Annotated in this window: 24 protein-coding genes; 11 read left to right on the forward strand and 13 right to left on the reverse strand. The window is 42.7% G+C overall.

The window, feature by feature from the left end:
* Positions 1–3 precede the first annotated feature (3 nt).
* Positions 4–525, reverse strand: coding sequence for an isopentenyl-diphosphate Delta-isomerase (gene idi / locus AAGU76_RS05345; RefSeq protein WP_342484408.1), 522 nt, complete (start codon positions 523–525; stop codon positions 4–6).
* Positions 518–1,723, reverse strand: a complete 1,206-nt coding sequence (locus AAGU76_RS05350; RefSeq protein ID WP_342484409.1) for an acetate kinase — start codon at positions 1,721–1,723, stop codon at positions 518–520. Before AAGU76_RS05350 ends, idi begins: the two co-directional genes overlap by 8 nt.
* 194 nt (positions 1,724–1,917) lie before the next feature.
* Here AAGU76_RS05350 and AAGU76_RS05355 point away from each other — a divergent pair, with 194 nt between their 5' ends.
* The 5 genes from AAGU76_RS05355 (at position 1,918) to AAGU76_RS05375 (ending at position 4,478) form a co-directional block, all read left to right on the forward strand.
* Positions 1,918–2,226, forward strand: a complete 309-nt coding sequence (locus AAGU76_RS05355) for a PadR family transcriptional regulator (protein WP_342484410.1) — start codon at positions 1,918–1,920, stop codon at positions 2,224–2,226.
* Between the two features lie 9 nt (positions 2,227–2,235).
* On the forward strand, positions 2,236–2,874 hold the full coding sequence (locus AAGU76_RS05360; RefSeq protein ID WP_342484411.1) for an ATP-binding cassette domain-containing protein: 639 nt from the start codon (positions 2,236–2,238) through the stop codon (positions 2,872–2,874).
* Positions 2,874–3,656 (forward strand): iron export ABC transporter permease subunit FetB, encoded by a 783-nt coding sequence (fetB, locus tag AAGU76_RS05365; protein WP_342484412.1) that lies wholly within the window; start codon positions 2,874–2,876, stop codon positions 3,654–3,656. Before AAGU76_RS05360 ends, fetB begins: the two co-directional genes overlap by 1 nt.
* 198 nt (positions 3,657–3,854) lie before the next feature.
* The gene (locus tag AAGU76_RS05370; protein ID WP_342484413.1) at positions 3,855–4,175 is read left to right on the forward strand and encodes a hypothetical protein; all 321 of its coding nucleotides are present in this window, start codon (positions 3,855–3,857) and stop codon (positions 4,173–4,175) included.
* 96 nt (positions 4,176–4,271) lie between these two features.
* Entirely contained in the window at positions 4,272–4,478 is a 207-nt protein-coding gene (locus tag AAGU76_RS05375; RefSeq protein ID WP_342484414.1) for a hypothetical protein, read from the forward strand.
* A gap of 102 nt (positions 4,479–4,580) precedes the next feature.
* Here the strand turns inward: AAGU76_RS05375 and ndk are convergent, their stop codons facing one another.
* On the reverse strand, positions 4,581–4,985 hold the full coding sequence (gene ndk / locus AAGU76_RS05380; RefSeq protein ID WP_342484415.1) for a nucleoside-diphosphate kinase: 405 nt from the start codon (positions 4,983–4,985) through the stop codon (positions 4,581–4,583).
* Between the two features lie 219 nt (positions 4,986–5,204).
* The gene (locus AAGU76_RS05385) at positions 5,205–5,456 is read right to left on the reverse strand and encodes a hypothetical protein (RefSeq protein ID WP_342484416.1); all 252 of its coding nucleotides are present in this window, start codon (positions 5,454–5,456) and stop codon (positions 5,205–5,207) included.
* Between the two features lie 217 nt (positions 5,457–5,673).
* Here AAGU76_RS05385 and AAGU76_RS05390 point away from each other — a divergent pair, with 217 nt between their 5' ends.
* Positions 5,674–6,645, forward strand: a complete 972-nt coding sequence (locus tag AAGU76_RS05390) for a stalk domain-containing protein (protein WP_342484417.1) — start codon at positions 5,674–5,676, stop codon at positions 6,643–6,645.
* A gap of 44 nt (positions 6,646–6,689) precedes the next feature.
* Here the strand turns inward: AAGU76_RS05390 and AAGU76_RS05395 are convergent, their stop codons facing one another.
* From AAGU76_RS05395 to AAGU76_RS05430, 8 genes are all read right to left on the reverse strand, one after another.
* Entirely contained in the window at positions 6,690–8,012 is a 1,323-nt protein-coding gene (locus AAGU76_RS05395; protein WP_342484418.1) for an amidohydrolase, read from the reverse strand.
* Entirely contained in the window at positions 8,009–9,715 is a 1,707-nt protein-coding gene (locus tag AAGU76_RS05400; protein WP_342484419.1) for an adenine deaminase C-terminal domain-containing protein, read from the reverse strand. Before AAGU76_RS05400 ends, AAGU76_RS05395 begins: the two co-directional genes overlap by 4 nt.
* Before the next feature lie 99 nt (positions 9,716–9,814).
* Positions 9,815–10,879 (reverse strand): ABC transporter substrate-binding protein, encoded by a 1,065-nt coding sequence (locus AAGU76_RS05405; protein WP_342484420.1) that lies wholly within the window; start codon positions 10,877–10,879, stop codon positions 9,815–9,817.
* Between the two features lie 13 nt (positions 10,880–10,892).
* Positions 10,893–11,927 (reverse strand): ABC transporter ATP-binding protein, encoded by a 1,035-nt coding sequence (locus AAGU76_RS05410; RefSeq protein WP_342484421.1) that lies wholly within the window; start codon positions 11,925–11,927, stop codon positions 10,893–10,895.
* 12 nt (positions 11,928–11,939) lie between these two features.
* Entirely contained in the window at positions 11,940–12,722 is a 783-nt protein-coding gene (locus AAGU76_RS05415) for an ABC transporter permease (protein WP_342484422.1), read from the reverse strand.
* Positions 12,715–13,554, reverse strand: a complete 840-nt coding sequence (locus tag AAGU76_RS05420) for an ABC transporter permease (RefSeq protein WP_342484423.1) — start codon at positions 13,552–13,554, stop codon at positions 12,715–12,717. The genes AAGU76_RS05415 and AAGU76_RS05420 overlap by 8 nt, the downstream gene beginning before the upstream one ends.
* Before the next feature lie 354 nt (positions 13,555–13,908).
* Positions 13,909–14,850: a hypothetical protein gene (locus tag AAGU76_RS05425; RefSeq protein WP_342484424.1), complete on the reverse strand. Its 942-nt coding sequence runs from the start codon at positions 14,848–14,850 to the stop codon at positions 13,909–13,911.
* Positions 14,851–14,925: 75 nt separating this feature from the next.
* Complete coding sequence (locus AAGU76_RS05430) at positions 14,926–15,636, reverse strand: RNA polymerase subunit sigma (protein WP_342484425.1); 711 nt, start codon at positions 15,634–15,636, stop codon at positions 14,926–14,928.
* 164 nt (positions 15,637–15,800) lie between these two features.
* On the opposite strand from AAGU76_RS05430, the gene AAGU76_RS05435 reads away from it, so the two are divergent.
* Complete coding sequence (locus tag AAGU76_RS05435) at positions 15,801–16,310, forward strand: flavin reductase family protein (protein ID WP_342484426.1); 510 nt, start codon at positions 15,801–15,803, stop codon at positions 16,308–16,310.
* A gap of 188 nt (positions 16,311–16,498) precedes the next feature.
* On the opposite strand, the gene AAGU76_RS05440 is transcribed toward AAGU76_RS05435, so the two are convergent.
* Positions 16,499–17,014 (reverse strand): nitroreductase family protein, encoded by a 516-nt coding sequence (locus AAGU76_RS05440; protein WP_342484427.1) that lies wholly within the window; start codon positions 17,012–17,014, stop codon positions 16,499–16,501.
* A gap of 423 nt (positions 17,015–17,437) precedes the next feature.
* Here AAGU76_RS05440 and AAGU76_RS05445 point away from each other — a divergent pair, with 423 nt between their 5' ends.
* From AAGU76_RS05445 to AAGU76_RS05460, 4 genes are read left to right on the forward strand one after another with little or no spacing between them, the layout of a single operon-like run.
* Positions 17,438–18,325: a transporter substrate-binding domain-containing protein gene (locus AAGU76_RS05445; protein ID WP_342484428.1), complete on the forward strand. Its 888-nt coding sequence runs from the start codon at positions 17,438–17,440 to the stop codon at positions 18,323–18,325.
* A 51-nt stretch (positions 18,326–18,376) separates the two neighbouring features.
* On the forward strand, positions 18,377–19,039 hold the full coding sequence (locus tag AAGU76_RS05450) for an amino acid ABC transporter permease (protein WP_342484429.1): 663 nt from the start codon (positions 18,377–18,379) through the stop codon (positions 19,037–19,039).
* On the forward strand, positions 19,032–19,769 hold the full coding sequence (locus AAGU76_RS05455) for an amino acid ABC transporter ATP-binding protein (RefSeq protein WP_342484430.1): 738 nt from the start codon (positions 19,032–19,034) through the stop codon (positions 19,767–19,769). The genes AAGU76_RS05450 and AAGU76_RS05455 overlap by 8 nt, the downstream gene beginning before the upstream one ends.
* Before the next feature lie 11 nt (positions 19,770–19,780).
* Positions 19,781–21,217 carry an amidohydrolase gene (locus AAGU76_RS05460; RefSeq protein WP_342484431.1) on the forward strand — a complete coding sequence of 479 codons (1,437 nt, stop codon included), beginning with the start codon at positions 19,781–19,783 and terminating at the stop codon, positions 21,215–21,217.
* Positions 21,218–21,290: the final 73 nt, after the last annotated feature.

Consider the following 21,290-nt stretch of genomic DNA (forward strand, 5'->3'; position numbering starts at 1 on the left):
ATGTCACAGAGACTGTTTTTCTTTTATGTGTTCCATGATTCTCGGCATGATTATTATGAACCAGGGAGTAAAATCCTCCGGACTGTTTTTCATCCATTCAGCCAGCTCGTCAATGTCAATCCATTTTGCACATGACACTTCCTGGCTGTTCAGGCTGAAATCTCCTTTATACTCTCCCACAAACACGTGATCGTATTCAAATTCAGTCATGCCGTTGTCGAATCTGTAATAGTAGGTGAAGCTGCACAGCTCTTCTGTTTCGGCTTCTATGCCCATTTCTTCCGCAAGTCTCCTGCAAACGGCACTTTCAAGATCTTCGTTCCACCTGGGGTGTGAGCAGCACGTGTTTGTCCAGAGTCCTCCGCAGTGGTATTTGTCCTGAGCTCTTTGCTGCAGGAGTATTTTTCTGCCGTCATAAAGTATTACAGAAAATGCCCTGTGCATTATTCCGTTTCTATGCGCTTCATCCTTGGTTACTTCCCTTATGGAATTGTCGCTGAAATCAACTTCCACTATTTTATCCATCTGTTCTCCTGCTGCTGCACAGTTTAAATGTGTCTTCTGCAATTATTTTTTCCTCGTTGGCCTTTACGACCAATATTTTAATTTTTGACGTATCCTTGCTTATGATTCCGTCTTCTTCAAGGTTTCTGTTCTTTTCCAGGTCTAATTCTGCCCCCATGTATTCCAGACCTGAGCATATTTTTTCACGTATGTAACTGGCGTTTTGTCCCACGCCTCCCGAAAACACCAGCAAATCCATACCTTCCATCACTGCGCTGTAGGCTCCCACATATTTTTTCGCTCTGTGGCACACTGCATCTATTGTCAGGATTGCTCTTTCGTTCTTGTTTTCGGCCTGGGCGTAAATTTCTCTCATGTCGTTGCTTATTCCGGAAAGTCCCTTCCACCCGCTTTTCTTGTTTATGAGTTCATCTGCCTGCTCAACTGACAGATTCTCCTTTTTCATCAGATATAGGACTGCAGCCGCGTCAATGTCTCCTGCTCTTGTGGACTGGATGAGACCTTCGTGAGGAGTGAAGCCCGTGCTCACCTCAACGGACTTGCCGTATCTCACCGCATTGGCAGTCGTTCCGCTTCCCAGCATCAGATTAACGATCCTGAAGCTGTCAATAGAATCACCCAGTATTCTTTCAGTTTCCTGAGCCATACTTCTGAATGCAATTCCGTGAAAACCATACCTTCTTATGCGGTACTTCTGGTAGTATTCGTAAGGTATGCCATATGTGTATGCTGCTTTTGGCAGAGTCATGTGAAAACCGTTGTCAAAAACCGCAACCTGTAAAATTCCAGGGAGAAGCTTTCTGCATGCGTAAATTCCCGCCAGATGGTTGGGGTTGTGAAGAGGTGCCAGGTCCTTAATGCTTTCGATGCTGTCTATGACACCCTGATCGATGAGAACTGAAATATTTTGTTTGTCTGCTCCCTGAACCACCCTGTGACCTACTGCATGAATCTGGATATTTTCCTTTCCGGCAATGTTGTTCTCGAATATTGCTCTGAGTATGAGGTTTATTCCCTCTTCGTGGTTCATTACGGGTAGTGTTTCTTCCGTCTTTTCTTTATTGTTGGAATACTTGAATTGTGCATCTGTATAACCGATTCTTTCAACGCTTCCCTGTACTTCCACACAGTATTTGGGCATTTCTGCAATCTGAAATTTTATGGATGAGCTTCCGCAGTTTAAAACCAGTATTTTCATTGTTACCCCCGCAATATTTTAATATACATATAAGTTATTTCATTTTAAAAACATTGTCAACTGAAAATTAAAGAGTTCATATTGTATTTATAATATTAAACTTGTAAAAATTAAATATTGCTTGCATTTTGTGATTAATGGTGGTATATTAATATCGTAATTCGATATCGTTAAGTGATATTTTAGGAGGTAACATGAAAGATCAGATATTAAGGAAATTCTTCCTGGGCTTCATTCAGATTCACATACTCCATCATGCCAAAAAGGAACCATTTTACGGCTCCTGGATGATCGACGAACTTAAAAACCACGGTTATGACATGAGCCCGGGTACGTTGTATCCTCTGCTCCACAGCATGGAATCAAGCGGCCTTCTCATAAAGGAAGAGCGCAACGTTTCAGGAAAGATAAGAAAATACTACGCCATAACCCACACAGGCACTGAAGTGCTTGACGAAGCACGAAAGAAAGCCTATGAACTGTTTAAGGAAATGAAAGATTAAGAGGTGCATATGTTTCTCATTGAAAACATCAAATACAAAAATATAATCCACATAGACAGACTGACAATAGAAAATAATAAAACAACCTGCATTGTGGGCGAAAGCGGAAGCGGAAAAACAACACTGCTTAAAATGCTCAATAAGATCATAAGCCCCGACAGCGGAGAGATTTACCTGGATGGAAAAAATCTTAAGGAAATAGACTCTGTTGCGCTCAGAAGAAAAGTGGTTATGCTTCCACAGTCTCCTGCCATATTCAACGGAAGCATAAGGGAAAATCTGAACATGGGCCTGGTATTTTCCGAAAGACCGGCTGCTTCGGACCAGGAGCTTGAAGAAGTGCTTAAGGCAGTTAAGCTTGACAAGGATATAAATGACAGCCCTAACAAGCTTTCCGGAGGTGAAAAGCAGAGGGTTGCCCTAGGAAGAATCCTGCTTATGAATCCAGATGTCCTGCTGCTGGACGAACCTTCATCGGCTCTTGATGATGAAACCGAAAGAATAATCATTGAAGGACTGGTAGAGCACTCAAGGAAAAACAACAAGACGCTCATAATGGTCACTCATTCGAAGCAGGTTGCAGAAAAGTACTCTGACGTGATTGTTGAAGTCAGAAACGGAAAAATATTCAGAAGGGAGGAACAGTGATGGAAGGTGTGATAAATCTTACGGTAATGCAGCTGGCGGCAGCTTACGTGTTTGTGGTCATTCTTCTCATAATTGTAAGAAAAAGAGGAATATCAAGAGAAAAAGAAATCCTCACGGCTTCCGTAAGGATGACCCTTCAGCTTATATTGACAGGTTATGTGCTTGTGTATATTTTCGGCAATCCAAGTCCCGTATATACCATAGCTGTTATGGCTGCCATGGAAACTTTCGCCGTTTACACAATTTTTAAAAGGTCTAAAAAGCCCCTTTCCTCCCGATTGAAAAAAGTGATTGCCCTGTCCATGGGAACCGGAACCATAGCCACCATATTCTACTTTTTGCTGGTAGTGGTAAACATAAGGCCATGGTACGACCCTCAGTACTTCATTCCCTTGGGCGGCATGCTTATCGGCAACTCCATGACCGGCATATCCCTGGGAATTACAAAGCTTGTTGACGGCATGTACGAGCAGAAACACCTGGTTGAGTCCGCTCTCATGCTGGGTGCCACTCCCAAGAGAGCCGCAAAGGATATTGTGGACGGTGCCTTTGACTCTGCCATAATTCCCACAATCAACTCAATGCTTGGCATGGGAATCGTGTTTCTGCCTGGAATGATGACAGGACAAATATTGTCCGGAACATCGCCTCTGGTTGCCATAAAGTACCAGATAGCGATAATGCTTGGAATCCTTGGCAGTGTGGCACTGACAGTTATTTTGTTCGTGCAGTTTGGTTACAAGACGTTCTTCAACCAGGAGAGCCAACTGGACATAAACTAAATGAATGTATGTTTCATTGCAAGTAATAATTCAGAAATCCTCACATTGTGGGGTTTTTTGGTGCCAGTGAACATGGAATAAATAAACAGACCTCCAATGCACAAATTGATCACATACAAAAATGCAAAACTAAATGTCACGCTTCAGGTAACTTTTAAAAGCAAAGTGAATATTCTAATATTGCTAGGGGGTGATCGTATGGGAATGCCTAATATTCCTGATATTGATTCTAAAATTAAAATAGATTTTGATATTGATATTGAAGGTGCAATCAATACCACCATTCTTTCCATTGCTTTGGAAGAGTTGGGATTGGCTCATATCATAAATGCTGAAGGTGAAAAATTACAGTGTTTTTTAGGTGAAGACTGCAAGCTTCACTGCCTGGATGATGCCTTAAAGCTAAATGAAGATGTCAGAAGGACGCTGCAGACAGTCATTAAGCAGGAGATGTTGCTGCAATTTAAGCTGGAAAACCTGATGGATCTATGTGACAAATATAAACACCATAAAAAGTGACAGAATAGCCCCCTTGACCGGGGCTATTTACATCCTTAAGAACAGGAGGGATTTGAAATAGCCAATAAATCTGAAAGATACATTATGGGAAAGAAAATGATTTATTCCGGTATAAAGCTAGATGAGGGGTTAGCTGAAATTCTGAACTTTCAGATTAAGTGTATGAAACGTTCAGTAAACGATGCATCCATTGACGATATTCAGAGGGCTAATGCACTGCTAAGAAACCTTATTATCGCTTTAAACATCACTGAAGAGAAAGTCAGAATGGGTATCCGTCTGTGCGAAGGTGATGACGAATAGAAAAATAACTTACATAATTGATGCAGCCGTATTATATTCCTTAATTTTTTTAATACAAAAAAGGCTTTCTTATGAAAAGCCATTTAATTATCCTTCAGCTGCCTAGTATTCAGGAAACCAGATTTCTATTTCACGGGCTGCGCTTTCGCCGCAGTCCGATGCATGAACGCAGTTTTCCTGCTTGGAAGCAGCGTACATTCCTCTTATGGAACCTGCATCGGCATTTAAGGGATCCGTGGCTCCATTAAGCTTCCTGACTGTTTCAACTGCCCTGTGCCCTTCAAGAACCATTGCGCACACTTCCCCTCTGGTGATAAACTCCACAAGCTCACCGAAAAACGGTTTGTCTTTGTGTTCTTCATAATGCTCTCCTGCAATTGTCACATCCGGCCTTATGATTTTTATGGCACGTATGTGAAGTCCTTTTTTTTCATAGATTGAAATAATATCTCCCATGAGTTTCTTTTCCATGGCATCAGGCTTTATAAGAACCAGCGTTTTCTCCATACTTCCTCCTGCTCTTTTTTCTATTATGTCATAATTTTACAACAAGTATTAATATAACGCAATAAATTAAGTAATTTTCCAATACGCAAATGTCAGAACGCATTTACTTTCGTCAGTAAGGCAACGTATACTATTATTGCGGTAAAATTTTAAACTATTTTATATAACTTAAGGGCGAGAATTAATCCCGCCCGTAGCTGACCAAATATAATTTCAAAACTATCTATGACAATGGTGATTATTGTTTTCTTCCAAAGCATCTTCAAGCAGTTCTTCTAAACACTCGAAAACACATTCGCAATCACATCTTCTGCCGGTTCTACCAGCCACATTATTGTGTCTATGACAATGATGATTGTTATTTTCTTCAAGTGCGTCTTCAAGCAATTCTAACAAACATTCAAACACGCATTCGCAGTCACTTCTTCTGCCGGTTCTACCAGCTACACTACCATTATTTCTATAACTCATAAATATCACCACCTTTTGAGGTAAGCTCATATATAATCTATTCCATTACTAGAAAAGTGTTACAGCATGTCTCATTTGCAAGAATTCATGGGTACTTAATAATTAAACCGGAGGCTAAGTAAAATGCTCCGATTTAACTTTTAAAATTTCGGATTGGTTTATGGGAACCTTCCCCGCATTAGTCCGTCTAACTATATATATCAAAAGGAGGTGTCACATGAAAACAACTGCTAAATTAATCGCCGCGGTGCTTTGTCTGACCATGGTTTTTTCACCCCTGGCATTTTCGGATACGTTAAATGAGCAACCATTGGCTTCTGATCCTCAGCCGTTTTATTCCTCCTTCACGGGAACAGTGAAGGAAATATATGAAAAAGATGAAGGAACTACAAAGGTTTACTTAGAGGGCAGCGATGAAGCCCCTGCATACTTCATCTTGACTGAAAACACATACTTTGTGGACGATGTCGCAATAGAGGCAGGAAAGGAAATCACAGGGTATTACGAATCCGGAAGGCCAATGATAATGATTTATCCGCCTCAGTACACAATTGACATAGTTGCTCCTGCAGCAGCTGAAATGTTCATGAAAGCCGACAAGTTCGATGAAAACCTGGTAAGCCAGGATAACATGCTTAAGCTAAATCTTGCAGAAGATACTGAAATTGTGTGGGAAAATAACACCCAGATATACTGGTTCAAGGCTCCTACGGTTTCAGAGCTTGAAGCTGTCCTTGGAAACCGCAGGCTCATAGTATTTTACGAATTTTCAACCAAGAGCATTCCTGCTCAGACTACTCCAAAAAAGATAATAGTGTTGTCACAGCAGGAACATGAAGCGATTGGAATTTACATCGACGATGTCCTTGTGGAAGGACCTGAAGCATACGTGGATGATAACGGCATTGTGATGGTTCCTCTCAGGGCAGCTGCTGAAGCCCTTGGATATGAGGTGTCATGGAACAATGAAAGCAGAAGCGTCACTGTTGGAAGCGATGTGACGGTTGCTGTTGGGAATAAAACAACGACGGTTTCAGGATACGGTTTTGAACTGGAGACAGCTCCAGAAATCCTAAGCGGCAGAACCTTTGTTCCCCTGAGTTTCTTCAAGGAAGCTCTTAATGTACGAATGTCACAATTCTTTGAAAACAACATCATCATACAAAGCGGCCGCTTCACGGCTGAATAAAGAACAGAATAGCAAAAATCCGGAAACTATATTCCGGATTTTTATTATTTATTCTGCATCTTTAAGGCTTCATATCTGAATGATAAAGATTCTTTCTCAAGCTCATCTTTAATTTCCTTTACGGAATATCTTAAGAGATTTTTGTTCTCCACTATCCTGTTGCCGTTTACATACACAGTTTCCACATTGTGTGATCCAGCCTGGTACACTAGGGCGGCGTAGGGGTCATACAAAGGATACATGTTGATGCTCTTTGTTTCAACCAACGTCAGGTCTGCTTTTTTCCCCGGCTCCAGGGATCCGGCTATTTTTTGAAGTCCCAGCGCTCTTGCTCCGTCAATGGTGGCCATCTTCAGGATTTCCCGTGAAGTGTAGGCGGAACGGTCACGAAGAAAAGTTTTTTGTGCTAAGGCTGTTGCCTTCATGACAGTGAACATATCGAGGGTGTTTCCGCTTGATGGGCCGTCGGTTCCAAGACCTACGCACACATTGTTTTCCTGCATGAGCCTCACAGGCGATATTCCCTTGGCAGATTTTGTGTTGGCCACGACGCAGTGGGCAACCTTCACATTGTGTTTTCCTAAGATCTCAGCATCCCGGCTGTTTATGAAAATGCAGTGGGCTGCTGTAAGATTCTCCCCAAGAAATCCGATGCTGTCAAGATATTCAACAGGTGTCATATCATATTTTTCCCTTATGGCTGAAACCTCAAAATCCATTTCAGCCAGATGAATCATGTACGGCACATCAAACCTGTCTGCAATCTCCCTGCTTTTGCGCAAGGATTCTTCCGTGTTTGAATAGGGCGCGTGGGGTGCTATGGAAGGTGTTACGAGTGAGCTTTTGCCCTTCCACCGGCCTATGAATTCTTCTGCCAGTTCTATGCCTCCGTATGGCTTATAAGAGTCAATGGTGCTTTCAATTACAGTTTCCGCAAGCACAGCCCTTTCTCCCATTTCAACACAGGTCTCCGCCAGCCTTTCTTCGAAGTAGTACATGTCAAAAAAAGAAGTGATGCCTGACAGCTGCATTTCGGCAATGGCATACTTTGCGCTTGCTTTTGCCAGAAACTGTGTCATCTGCTTTTTTTCCAGCGGAATCAAAAACCTGTTGAGCCTGCCGACCATGTCTTCTCCAAGCCCTCTGAACGGAACCATTCCTATGTGAGTGTGGGTGTTGACGAACCCCGGAACAAGAATTCCTCCTTCGGCATCAACCACTTCATCAAAGCTTTCCATGTCAGGGCACTGCTCCATGGGTCCGACAGCTTCAATGTTCTCCCCCCTGACTGCAAGGTATCCCTTGTTGAACAGATCAAAGCTGTCATTCATTGTCAATATGACTGCATTAATAATAAGTGTCTTCATATGAGTTCCTCCACCAGTGGTATTTTTTCCTGCGTAAGGCAGTCAAAAATTCCCTTGTCCGTAACCTTTATTTCCGGTGATACAGGCAGGGAAAGAGTTGCAAAAGACATTACTGGATTTGAATTTTCATACCCCAGCTTTTCCATGGCTTTTCTTACCCTTGAAAGGTCTTCTCCGAGAATTTCGATAGGTTTATCGCTTAAAATTCCTCCTATGGGCAGGCAGCAAAATGCTTCTGTCCTTTTTCCCACCATGACGCCGTATCCTCCCTGTTCCATTAACAGCTTTCTCTGCAGCGATGCAATGGACTGTTTGTCCGTTCCCATGACCATTAGATTGTGATGGTCGTGAGCCCATGTGCTTCCCACAGCTCCCCTGCCCTTGAGTATGTTTGTAAGGGCAAATGAAATCTGCCCCGTCTTGCCGTAACGTTCCATGACAACCAGAAGCGACAGCCCGGAACCTTCCCAGTCAAGAAATCCGTTTTTAACCTTAACGTTCACTTTTGTCCTCTTTGTGAACGTGCCGAACCTTTCGATTTCTATGACATTGCAGACAGCCTCTCTGATACCCGGATCATCCGTGACCTTTAAGGACAGTTCATCTTCAGCAATTTCCCTGCACCTGATGCTCCGATAAAATTCCCCAGGAAATATTGAACGCTTCAAAGGAGCAGATGAATTTTCGAAAATGGCTTTTCCGCCTTTGTAAACAGTTTCTATACGGAAGTTTTCAACGTCTGAAAGCACCACCATATCAGCTGTCTTGCCCGGTGCTATGCTTCCTCTGTCCCTTAATCCCATGTACCTAGCAGGTGTGTAGGTGCACATATAGATTGCAGTCTCTACCGGCATGCCGCAGGATACCGCGAGCTTGAGGATGCCGTTTAGATGTTCGTTTCTAAGGTCATCGGCCATCACATCATCCGTAACAAAGCAGGTATACTCACAGAAGTTGTTTCTCATGATGGCTGCCATGTTATCGGCAGTCACGGATTTTTTTTGCAGCTGCAGGAACACTCCGCTTGAAATCTTTTCTTCTATAGATTTGGGGCTTTGCTGTGTGTGGTCAGAGCCAACGCCTTCATAAAGAAACTTTGCCAGGTTAAGTCCTTCAACCCTTGGGATATGTCCTTCTATGGGCAGATTAGGCCTTTGTTCCCTGAAGGCGTTCATGATTTTTTTAATTTCCGACTGGCCGCTGCCTGTAAGCCCCTTAAAGTCCATCACTTCTCCCAGGCACACAACCCTTTTGTTTTCAAGAAGCTTTTTTGTTTCTGCCTCTCCTATTTTCCCGCCGGTTGTCTCCAGGTTCCCATTTGTGGAAGGAACCGACGATGGTACGGCATAAAAGATGTCCAGCAGCGTATCCGCCTGAAAGAAACTTTCCATGCCTTCAAGCCCGGCAACATTGGCTATTTCATGAGCATCAGCCACAACCGTCGTTGTTCCGTGAGGAAGCACCGCTTCGGAAAACCTGGACGGTGTAGTCATGGAGCTTTCAATATGCATGTGAATATCAATCAAACCCGGCACAATGTACTTGCCCTGCATGTCGAGTCTCTCGGCGGCATCTATTGTATCCATGCAGTCCTGGCTGACCCACAGTATTTTTCCGTTTTTCACAGCAATGTTTCTTTTTTCAAATTTCTTTAAGAAAACATTGAAAACCTGTGCGTTGTATAAAATAAAATCAGCTTTCATCATAACTCCTTTTCAAACTCGGATAGGAAGTCCTTGGGACCTTATACCTCTCCCACTATAAAAACAAGAGGACAGGGAAATTCCATGTCCTCAAGATTATTACTGGTTCATTATGCGGTTCCACTGGTTGATCCATTCGTCCAGGTTCTTGTTAACAAAGCTTGAGTCGATTGATTTTGCACGCTCTGCAACGTCTCCGTACGTCTTGTTCTTTGCTGTTGCTTCATCAAGCTGCACATTCTTGTTTGTAGGAGTTTCATTCAGGGACAAGGCGGTCTTTGCCTGAACCTGCTCAGAAATTCTCCAGTTTACATACTCATAGGCAAGCTCCTTGTTAGCAGAAGTTGCACTTACGTTTATTATGTTAAAGTTTGCGTATGTTCCGCTTTGTGGAACAACATAAACCAAGTCAGGCTGTGCCTTGTAGATTACTGGCAGGGCGAAGTCTCCCACTACTGCCACTGATATTTCTCCAGTCTGGAACATGTTGGCAAGGTCAGATGACTTTGTATATGTCTTCAATACGTTAGGCTTCAGTTCTTCTAATGCCTTGAAAGCCGCTGCTCCGTTGTCGCTGGTTATGTCTGTTTTTGCATAATCTGATGCAACGTGAAGCATGTGAGGTCCGTATGTTATTGTCATGTCAGGTATTGCAATCTTGCCTGCCAGGCTTGAATCCCAAAGATCAGACCATTCATCTATTTCCATGCCTGCCTGTTCAGGATTGTAAACTATTCCAAGGCTGTTTACAACAAATGGTGCTCCGTATCCGTTTTGAGCAAGTTCTGCAGCAGGTGCTATAAGGCTGTCAAGGTTTGGAACCTTTGTGGCATCCAGCTGTTCGAACAGATTTGCTTCAACTGCCTGTGCATTGGTGTTCTGTGCAAGCTCTATGACATCTATTCCGCTGTTCGGATTTGATGAGAACTTAGTGTATCTGTCTCCGCCGTTTCCTGTTTCAAGAATTATTTCACAATTGTTTGCTTCTTCAAACGGCTGTATGATATCTGCATTAACTTCGTCTTCTCCCAGTGCAAATGTTGAAACAACCAGCTGCTTTGGTTCTTCCTTGGCAGGAGCTGCTTCATTTTTTTCTCCGCCTGAGCAAGCTGTCAACAAGCTCGCACTTACCATTAAAAACGCTAAACTTTTTCTGAATTTCATTACTTTCTCCTTGTTATACTAAAATTATTTTATTTCCTGGCATCAGCAGCATAACTGCATCGCCTTGTTGATAAATTCTGTCCGACTTGTCGTTTACATTGATCTTTCCCATGTCCGTCATAACTTCATACTGGTAGCTGTCTCCCAGGAAAGTTCTGACGCCCACCGTTCCTCTAACTATGTTTTTGTCAGATGGTTCGCTGACTATCTGAATGTCGTCAGGTCTGATAGTAGCAACGGCTCTTGATCGTGAATCTTCAAAGTCAATTTCAAATTCATTATTGTTTTTGTCCCTGTAGATGTTGCCTGCAGACTTCTCAACTTCGAAGAAGTTGTCAAACCCTATGAATCTTGCAACAAATTCAGTTTTCGGAAATTTGTATATATTTTCCGGAGTGTCGTACTGCTCTATGTCTCCGTTGTTCATTACTGCAACCTTGTCCGAAATGGAAAAGCACTCCTCCTGGTCGTGAGTTACAAATACGGTTGTTATTCCAAGTTTTTGCTGAATCCTTTTTATTTCTGTACGCATGGATATTCGAAGCTTCGCATCCAGATTGCTCAAAGGTTCGTCAAGCAGCAGAAGCTTCGGCTCCACAACCAGGGCTCTGGCTAATGCCACACGCTGCCTTTGTCCTCCGGACATCTGCTTCGGATATCGGTTGGCAAACTGCTCAAGGTCTGTGACCTCAAGAATCCTGTTTACCTTTTCTTTTATCATATTCTTGTCCATTTTACGGTTTTTTAATCCAAATGCCACATTGTCAAAAACTGTCATGTGTGGAAACAAGGCGTAACTTTGAAAAACCATTCCAAAGTTTCTCTTGTGGACCGGTACCTTTGTCAGGTCCTCACTGTCAACGATGAATTGACCGCTGTTGGGATTGATAAGTCCTGCTATTATTCTCAGCGTGGTTGTTTTTCCGCAGCCGCTGGGACCCAACAAAGAAACAAGCTCTCCTTTTTCAATAGACAGGTTTAAATCCTTTAGTATATTTTTGCTGCCGTCATAGCTGAGGCAGATGTCTTTCAATTCTACAAAACCCATGATAACTCCTTTCTAAGCTATGGTAGCAAGACCCAAGGTCTTTTCAATCAGCCACATCAATAATATTGTACAAAGCATAAGCATCACCGACATGGCAGAAACAGTCGGGTCATAGTTGTACTCAATGTGATTCATGAGGGCTATGGGAAGTGTCTGAACTCCCGGCCCCGACAAAAACATCGATACAGGTATGTTATTGAAGGAATTTATAAACGCCAGCATGAATGAGGCGAATATTCCCGATGAAATGTTGGGAAGCACTATCTTGACAAAAGTTGTTATCTTTGTGCAACCCAGGGTCCAAGCGGCTTCCTCAATGCTGAAATCAAACTGTTCAAGGCTTGAGCCCACAACTCTGATTATATATGGAAGCGAAATCAGGAAGTGTCCCATGAACAAACTTGTCATAATTTTCATCTGAAGTTTTATGGTCAGAAACTGAAAAAGTGCAAAGCCGATGACGATTCCCGGAACAAAAGTCGGAGACAAAAAAACATTCTTCAAAAAAGCTCTGCGCTTTAAGTTTCCTCTTGCCAGCGCGTAGGCTGCAGGAACACCCACCAGAATTGATGCGGCAGTGGACACCATAGAAATGTTCATGCTTGTTTTCAGGCCCCTTATGAATGACTTGGTTTTGAATGCCTTTATAAACCATTCCAGGGAAAAGCCTTTTATTGGAAATTGTATGGCTGCTGCTTCTCCGAATGCCGTTACAACCACAATTAAAAGAGGGATTATCAAAAAGGCAAACACCAAACACGCCAGCACCGTCAATCCTAAATTCTTCTTACGCATTTTCATCCTCCCCTCTTCTGTCAGCCTGTCTTGCTATGAAGTTAAAAAATTTCATAACAATCAGAGTCAATACTATCATTACAAGAGCAATGACGCCTGCGCTTTCCCAGTTGCCCAGAGCGCTTGCCTCCTGGTAAAGCATTGTGGAAAGCATCATGTTCTTGTTTCCTCCCAGAAGCTGCGGAGTAGTGTATGCTGTCAGCGTTCCGGTGAAAACAAGCATGCTGCCGACCAATATGCCGGGAACGCACAGCGGAAGTATCACCTTCATAAAAGATTTGAAATAGCTGGCTCCCAAAGTCTGAGCAGCTTCAATCAGATCGTTGTCTATGTTGTCAAGAACTCCAAGCACCGTAGTTATGAGAATCGGAAGGAAAAGATAAACCGTTCCGATAATTATCGCAGACTCCGTGTAAAGCATGCTCAAGGGAGCCTTGATCACTTTCATATTCATCAGCAAGGAATTCAACACTCCGTTTTTACCGAGAATAGTAATCCATGCAAAGCTTCGCACCACAGAATTGGTCAACAGAGGAAAAAGAGTTACGGCCAGCAGCACGCTTCTTGTTCTTTTTGAAGCTAGAGACATGAAGTAAGCTGTAGGAACACCCGCCAATACACAAATAATAGTTACAATGATGGAAATTTTGAACGTGCGCCACAAAATGCCAAGATTATAACTATCCCTGAAAAATTCTATATAATTTCCAAATGTAACAGTTTCTTTGAAAAAAGTCGGAAACAAAATTGATAAGAGCGGAAGGAACAAAAACAGCAGCAGCATTACAGTCCCCGGCATCAACAAAAGAACGGCGTATCTTTTTAGTTTCATTTCAACCTCACAATTAATTTAGATTAAAAACACGTACATTAAAACCTTGTGAATTATAGCATCTGACAAGTTGGTCTGTCAACATGTATATTGGATGTGAATTTTTGAATTGCGCGGCACCACATGACACAATGTTGTAAAAAACATATATCACATTAAAAAAACCTGTAATTTTCAACATCATCCTGAGCGTGTGCTTCAAAAACTGCAAACTTAAAATCAAACTTAGGAAATTATTTCCACCGTTTCGCAATACAAAACTACGAACATTTCTTCAAACAACTCGCAAATTTGTTTGCGTTTAGCGGCCATAAAAAGCAAAAGGTCTGTCTCCATGGACAAACCTCATCTGTGCTATTTTTTGTTTCCGTTTGTGTTGTTCTTGTTTGCTTTACTGTTGTTTGTTTCAGCTGTTTCTTCAGCACTGTCTTCAGAATCTTCATCTTCTTCAGTTTCATCAGCATCGTTTTCAGCATCGTTTTCAGCATCGTTTTCAGCATCGTTTTCAGCATCGTCTTCTTCAATCTCTGTATTCTTCAAGGAGTTGTTGGTCTTGATTTTCTCCGTCTTGTCCTTTGATTTGTCTTCTTTTGTCAAAGCTAAAGCTTCATTTGCATCTTCATCTTCTTCAGCTTCCTGTTCTTCTTCGTCGCTGCTTACAACTTCCTGTTCACCATCAGCTGCCTTATTTTTTCTGTTTTCCTTAATTGCCTTGTTGATATCTTTAACCGGTTTGTCAAGCCACTCTTCTATGACTATTGCTTCAGCACCCTCAATTCCTTCAGCACTGGCAGCCAATTTTTGAACTATGTTTAGTTTTCCGGGAGTAACTCCCAATGCTCTGGCTTCCTCAACCCTTTCCCTGCCAACAGCTTCAGCTTCCACTTCAGCATCATCGCCTGTTTCATCAACGTATTCCTGAGTTTCTTCCTCAAGCGCTTCAGCCAGCTCTTCAGCCTTTTCCTCGTTAGAATTGGATACCGCAATGACTACCTCGGCATTTTCCCCTTCAGCTATGTAGCCGTTTTCTCTCAGTTTGTCTATTGTAAGCTTTACTGCTTTAGAAATCTCCAAATTTTTTACGTTAAGTTCAGATGCAATCACTTCTCCGTCGTCATTTATAGCCTTAACCGATAAAACTCTTCCAAAAGCATTAACCGAATATTCAACTGATGGATTTACATCAAGGCTTACATAGGTTGCCGGCAATGCATATGCAAATCCTCCGGCTGCAACTGCCAGCACTACAGCTATGCTTCCTGCTTTTTTAATTAATTTCGTTTTGTTTTCTTTCATTTGACCACCTATCCTGTCCTAAATTTTTTGATTTTTTCAAGTTCCTCATAGCTTTTTCAATAAACCTGATATTCCTTATTTCAGTTCTTCTCTGACAAAGCTAAGGTATTCCGATAATACGGGATAATCTCCGGCCATTATCTCCGCCCCGGCTATAATGTATTTTCTGTGCCTCTCCAATAATTTTCTGGGTAGTTTCAAATTATTTTCAATGGTTTTTAATGGAAGCATCCTGGACCTGCGCATTTCATTCAGGAGGATGTTTTCCCTCATCAGGTACGCTATGGCCTTTGCGCACACTGTTTTCGTCTTTTGCGCCTTGGGAGATACCAGCGCCAGATCCAAAAAAGAGAATCCGTATTCCGTCAGAACCTTTGACAAAGCCTCAATTTCAATCTTCGCTTCGTTGTTTTCCACGACAGCAACCTTTGCCATGACTTCCTGCATGATTCCTACATCCTCTTCTTCACCATCGCTTTCAAACACATGAGGATTGATGGATATCTCGCAAAAATGTCGGGACTGTCTTTTGATATAATCGTAAAGTCTTCTTTTTATTACGATTTCCGAAAAAGATAAAAAAGATCCTTTGTCATAGGAATAAGCGAGAACAGCCTCATTAAAGGCCAGCAACGAAACAGACCACTGATCGTCATATTTGGTTATGTACCTGCCCGTAGCCTTGTAGGCAGCCTTAAGTATGAATCCTTCATATTCCTTTAGGAATGCTTCTGCAAGATTCCTGTCTTCCTTAGCTTCCACAGCTTTCTTGTCAATTTCTCTCATAACATACCTCAATAGATACTTTCGACAAAACTTTGCCAAAAACTGAGGTAATCGTACAGATACTTATGTAAATTAATTCCAAAGAATATTGTACTTTCCAGAAATGTTGTAAAATATTTATTTTTTGATATAATATAGTAAATAAACATAGAAAGGATATATTAATGAGCAGATTTACCGAAATAAAGACTGAAGAATTGAACAAAAGCCCTTTTGAACTCATCGGAAGCGACTGGATGCTGATAACTGCAGAAAAGGACGGCAAAGCAAACGCCATGACTGCTTCATGGGGCGGCCTCGGGGTAATGTGGGGCAAAAACGTGGCTTATACCGTTATCAGGCCACAGAGATACACCAAGGAATTCATTGAATCATCAGACACTTTCTCCCTGTCATTCTTTGACAAAGGCTACAAGAAACAGCTCTCATACATTGGCTCTGTGTCAGGAAGAGATGAAGACAAGATTTCAAAATCAAATCTCACCGTTGCCCACGAAGACGGTACTCCTTACTTCGAAGAGGCGGATTTGGTTATAATATGCAAAAAGCTTTACGCCCAGGATTTCAAACCTGAATTTTTCATCGAGAGGGAAAATGACGATAAGTGGTATCCCAACAAGGATTATCACAAACTTTACATTTCAGAAGTTAAAAAGATACTGAAAAAAATATAATTCACCGCAACAAAATAATCTAAAGACAAATAAATACACAGGCTATTGACAAACCTTGATTGTCATCCTGAGCACAGCGAAGGATCTCATAATTTTGAAATGATGAGATTCTTCGGACTGCGTCCCCAGAATGACCCGTTCAAAGGATGCTTTATCACCAAGCTATGCGCAGGATTTGTGCAGAATCATTAAAATTTTTCCATATGAACCTTTGACATGTTGAGACTTCCCTCATCGTAAGGATGCTTTTCCTCATCCTTGAAGCCAAAGGCTATAACGCATACCACGCCATAATTGTCGGGGATGTTTAAAACTTCCCTTACCTCGGTTTCAGAATCACCGAATGTTCCCTGCCTTTTTCGCATTTGAATCCACACAGAACCTATTCCGAGAGATTCTGCCTCAAGCTGCATCAATATTGCCGCGATTGACGCATCCTCAATCCATACATCACTTTTTTCGCTGTCGGCTATGACAGCTATGGCGAACGCAGACGTTTCAAGCCCCACAGCTCCCTTTGCCTTGCAGGTCTTAAGTTTATCCATGACAGCCCTGTCATTGATCACAACCAGTTCAACAGGTTTCTTGTCTTTTGACGAAGGGGCCAGAAGTCCGGCCTTGACTATTTTATTGATTGTATCAGCCTCTGCCTGTTCTTTTTTAAATTTTCTTACGGTTCTTCTCTTTTTAAGCAATTCCAGCATATATCTTTTCCATCCTTTATATTATTTTCCATTTAATCGCCCTGTTCTTTTTAAAATATTATATCAGACATGTACATTCTAAACAACATCATCCGTAAAAAAGAAAGTGTTCGGTGCAAAATACGTTTGATTTCTTACGGGCAAATGTTTTTATACAAATTAAAACATTTGCATAATACTGCATTTGTTAGGCATGTTATTTTTTCGTACAATATTATTTTTATCCAAGTAAAAAAACTTGATAACCCTATGGAAGTGTGATATAAATAATACATTGGAGCAAAAATCGGGAATCATCAATGCTTATTATGTCTCTGATTTAAATACAGGCATGCATAATTCGCTGTCACTAAAAGGACAAGCCGATGTTTATTTATACCGTTTGTTTGCTTATACTACAATAAATTGAAGGGATAGAATCATATGAAAAAATCAAAATTTTTGGCTGTTTTACTGGTTATCTGCACCATTGCCTCAATGGTTATGGGATGCTCTGCAAATAAAACAGCTTCCGCAAACGAAGCAGCAGACTCGAAGACTTCCGAACCAAAAAACAGGCTTGAAGAAATCATTGCCCGCGGCTACATCGAAGTGGCAACAGAGCCTTACTTTGCTCCCTACGAGTTTATAGACCCCAGCAAGTCAGGAAACGAACAGTATGTTGGAAGCGACATTAAACTGGCTCAGTACATAGCAGACGAGCTTGGCGTAGAACTCAAAATAGTTCCGCTGGAATTTTCAGCTGTTTTAAGCAGCATCACCGAAGGAAAATACGACCTTGCAATTTCAGCATTATCTTACACTCCTGCCAGGGCTTTGGCAATGAATATGTCCAAAGGCTACTATTTTTCAAGCAGCGGAAACGATCACGGGCTGCTGATCAGGACTGAAGACGCTGAGAACATCAAAACATCAGAAGACATAAAAGATAAAGTCATTGTTGCTCAAAGCGGCTCGCTGCAGGAACTTTTCGTAAACGAGCAGGTACCGGGCTACAAAGAGTTCAAGCGTGTTTCAGCCACTACAGACGGATTTTTGATGGTACAGGAAAAAAAGGCTGATGTGTGCGCCACAAGCATACCTACCGCACAGCTTTACATCGAAGCAAACAAGGACTCCGGACTCATGATTGTTGAAGGATTCAAATTCTTTGTTGATGAAAAAACTTCCGGCACAAGAATAGGCATTCCATTGGGAGAAGAAGAACTAACAGACAAAGTAAATGCAATCATCGATGAAGTAGTAAAGAGCGGCACCTTTGAACAGTGGCACAAGGAATATTCCGAATATGCCAAATCACTTGGTCTCTAGTTCATTGATCAGATTTCAGAACATCAATCATGACTGGAAGGAGGCCGAAAAATGATTCAAACAATCTTTAATTTGTGGTCAAAGTACGACTACGTGTATATAAACGGATTGATCGGAACATTGTGGCTGGCAGCAATTACCGTGCTTGCGGCGACAGCAGTCGGCACCATTGTTGCAATCATGAAGCTTTCAAAAATAAAAATACTGGATTGGATTACAACAGCCTACATAGGTGTACTCAGAGGCACTCCGATCCTCCTTCAGCTTTACTTCTTCTGGCTGCTGCTTCCAAAGATTGTCCCGTTTCAATTGTCGGACACATCATGCATAATAATAGCACTCATAGTAAATGCAAGCTCCTATGTGGCCGAAGTCATTCGTGCAGGAATACAGGCTGTTGACAAGGGGCAGTCCGAGGCGGCAAAGAGCCTTGGTCTTTCAAATTACAACACCATGAGAAAAATAATCCTTCCTCAGGCTGTGAAAAACATACTTCCTGCCCTGGGCAACGAATACATCACCATGGTAAAGCAGACTTCACTTGCTTCTGTGTTTTTCGTTCAGGAACTCATGACATCCTACAAGACTGTGCAGTCCGCCACATTCCTGGCAGTACCGTCACTGGTTATTGTGGGAATAATATATCTTGTGGTAACAACGGTGCTGACAAAGGCACTTGGTTTGTTTGAAAGGAGGCTGAGAAGAAATGAGTGACCGTGAACTTATAAGAGTTGAAAACCTCAGTAAGTCATTCGGCAAGCTTCAGGTTCTCAAAAATATAACGGAAAGCATCAGCGTAGGAGAGGTCGTTTCCATAATTGGTCCTTCCGGCAGCGGAAAAAGCACATTCTTAAGATGCCTCAACCTTTTGGAAAAACCCACCGGAGGAAAAGTATTTTTCGAAGGCGTGGACATTTCGGACAGGAAAGTGAACATGGACAAGCACAGACAAAAAATCGGCATGGTTTTTCAGCTGTTCAATGTGTTCCCACACCTTACGGTTATGGAAAACATAACGCTGGCCCCAATCCTGGAAAAGAAGGTTCCCAAAGTAGAAGCAGAAAAACAGGCCTGCGAACTTCTGGATAGGGTAGGTCTTCTGGACAAGAAACATGAATACCCAACGAAGCTTTCAGGCGGACAGAAGCAGAGGCTTGCCATTGTCAGGGCTCTTGCCATGGAACCCGATGTAATCTTGTTTGACGAGCCAACCAGTGCCCTGGACCCGGAAATGGTCAAGGAGGTGCTTGATGTAATCAAGGACCTGGCACTGTCAGGGATGACAATTGTCATTGTGACGCATGAAATGGCATTTGCCAAGGAAGTAAGCGACCGCGTACTGTTCATGGCTGAAGGAATCATACAGGAGCAGGGAACACCGGACCAGGTATTCAACCACGCTAAGAATCCAAGAACGGTGGAATTTTTGAGCAAGGTTCTTTAAGGAGGCATACAGTGACAGATTTTGATTTTATTAATAAAGTGATAGAAAACAAAAAAGAACTTTTAATTGATGTAAGTACAAAGATTTGGAATTATGCCGAGCTTCCCTATGCAGAAGCAAAATCCGCCGAACTTTTAAAAAACGTGCTGGAAGGCGAAGGCTTCAAAGTTACAACCGGAGTTGCCGACATACCTACTGCGTTCACGGCTGTCATCGGAGAAGGAAGTCCTGTGTTCGGTTTCCTTGGGGAGTACGACGCCCTTGACATCCTAAGCCAGGAAGGAGGCAATCCCCGTAAGTGTCCCATAAAAGAAGGCGCACCGGGACACGGCTGCGGTCACAACCTGCTTGGTGCGGGATCACTTGGAGCTGCCGTTGCAGCAAAGGAATACCTGAAAGAAAACAACCTGCAGGGAACAGTGATCTATTACGGCTGTGCCGCAGAAGAAGGAGCGGGGGCGAAGCAGTTCATGGCCCGGGCAGGCCTCTTTGACGGCGTGGACTTCGTGTACACATGGCACCCGGCCACAAAAAACGAAGTTCAATCCGACCGCTCGGTTGCCATAATGGGAGCAAATTTCGAGTTTAAAGGGCTTACTGCCCATGCGGGAGGAGCTCCTCACCTGGGCAGAAGCGCTCTTGATGCTGCCGAGCTCATGAGCGTGGGAGTCAACTACCTAAGGGAACACATGATTGACCAGGCAAGGGTGCATTACGCTTATGTGGATGCAGGCGGATCAGCTCCAAATGTTGTTCAGGACCATTCCCTAATAAAGTACGAAGTTCGCTCACCGAAGGTGAAGCAGGTAAAGGAACTCTTCCAGAGAGTTGTAAATGTTGCGAAAGGCGCTGCGCTCATGACTGAAACGGAAATGTCCTACGAAGTAACTATGGCGTTTTCCGACTACATAACCAACCCAGCCCTTGCAAAAATTGCGGATGAGTGCCTCCAGGAAGTGGGAGCGCCTCATTGGGATGAGCAGGATTACAGACTGGCCAGGATGTATCTTTCATCCTACAACGAAAACACTTTGGAAAGCATCAGGGAGGAAACAACAGAAACCTACGGCGAAGAAACAATAGATGAAGTGCTTGAAAAACCTCTTGACAGCATTGTCCACCCCTATTATGAAAAGAACAAAAAGTACAAATCAGGTTCCACGGACGTTGGAGATGTGTGCTATGCCGTGCCTACGGTCAACTTCAACATTGCAACCGCATGCATCGGCAATGTTGGCCACACATGGCAAATGACAGGGCAGTCCAACAGTTCCATAGGAAACAAGGGGCTCGTGACTGCCGCAAAGGTCATGGCTCTTGCAGCCATACGCACCATGCAAAGGCCCGATGTAATTGAAGAAGCAAAAAAAGCAGTTCAAAAACAAAACGGAGGAGCTTACCAATGCCCGCTGCCGGACTACGTGAAGCCTCCCGTTGGGAAATATTGATTATGCTGCAGCTTAGCTGCGTAAAAGTTCCAGAGTAAAAATGCCGCTTTCATCTGCTCAGATGTAAGCGGCA

The sequence above is a fragment of the Sedimentibacter sp. genome, assembly GCF_038562225.1.
Classification (GTDB): Bacteria; Bacillota; Clostridia; order Tissierellales; family Sedimentibacteraceae; genus Sedimentibacter.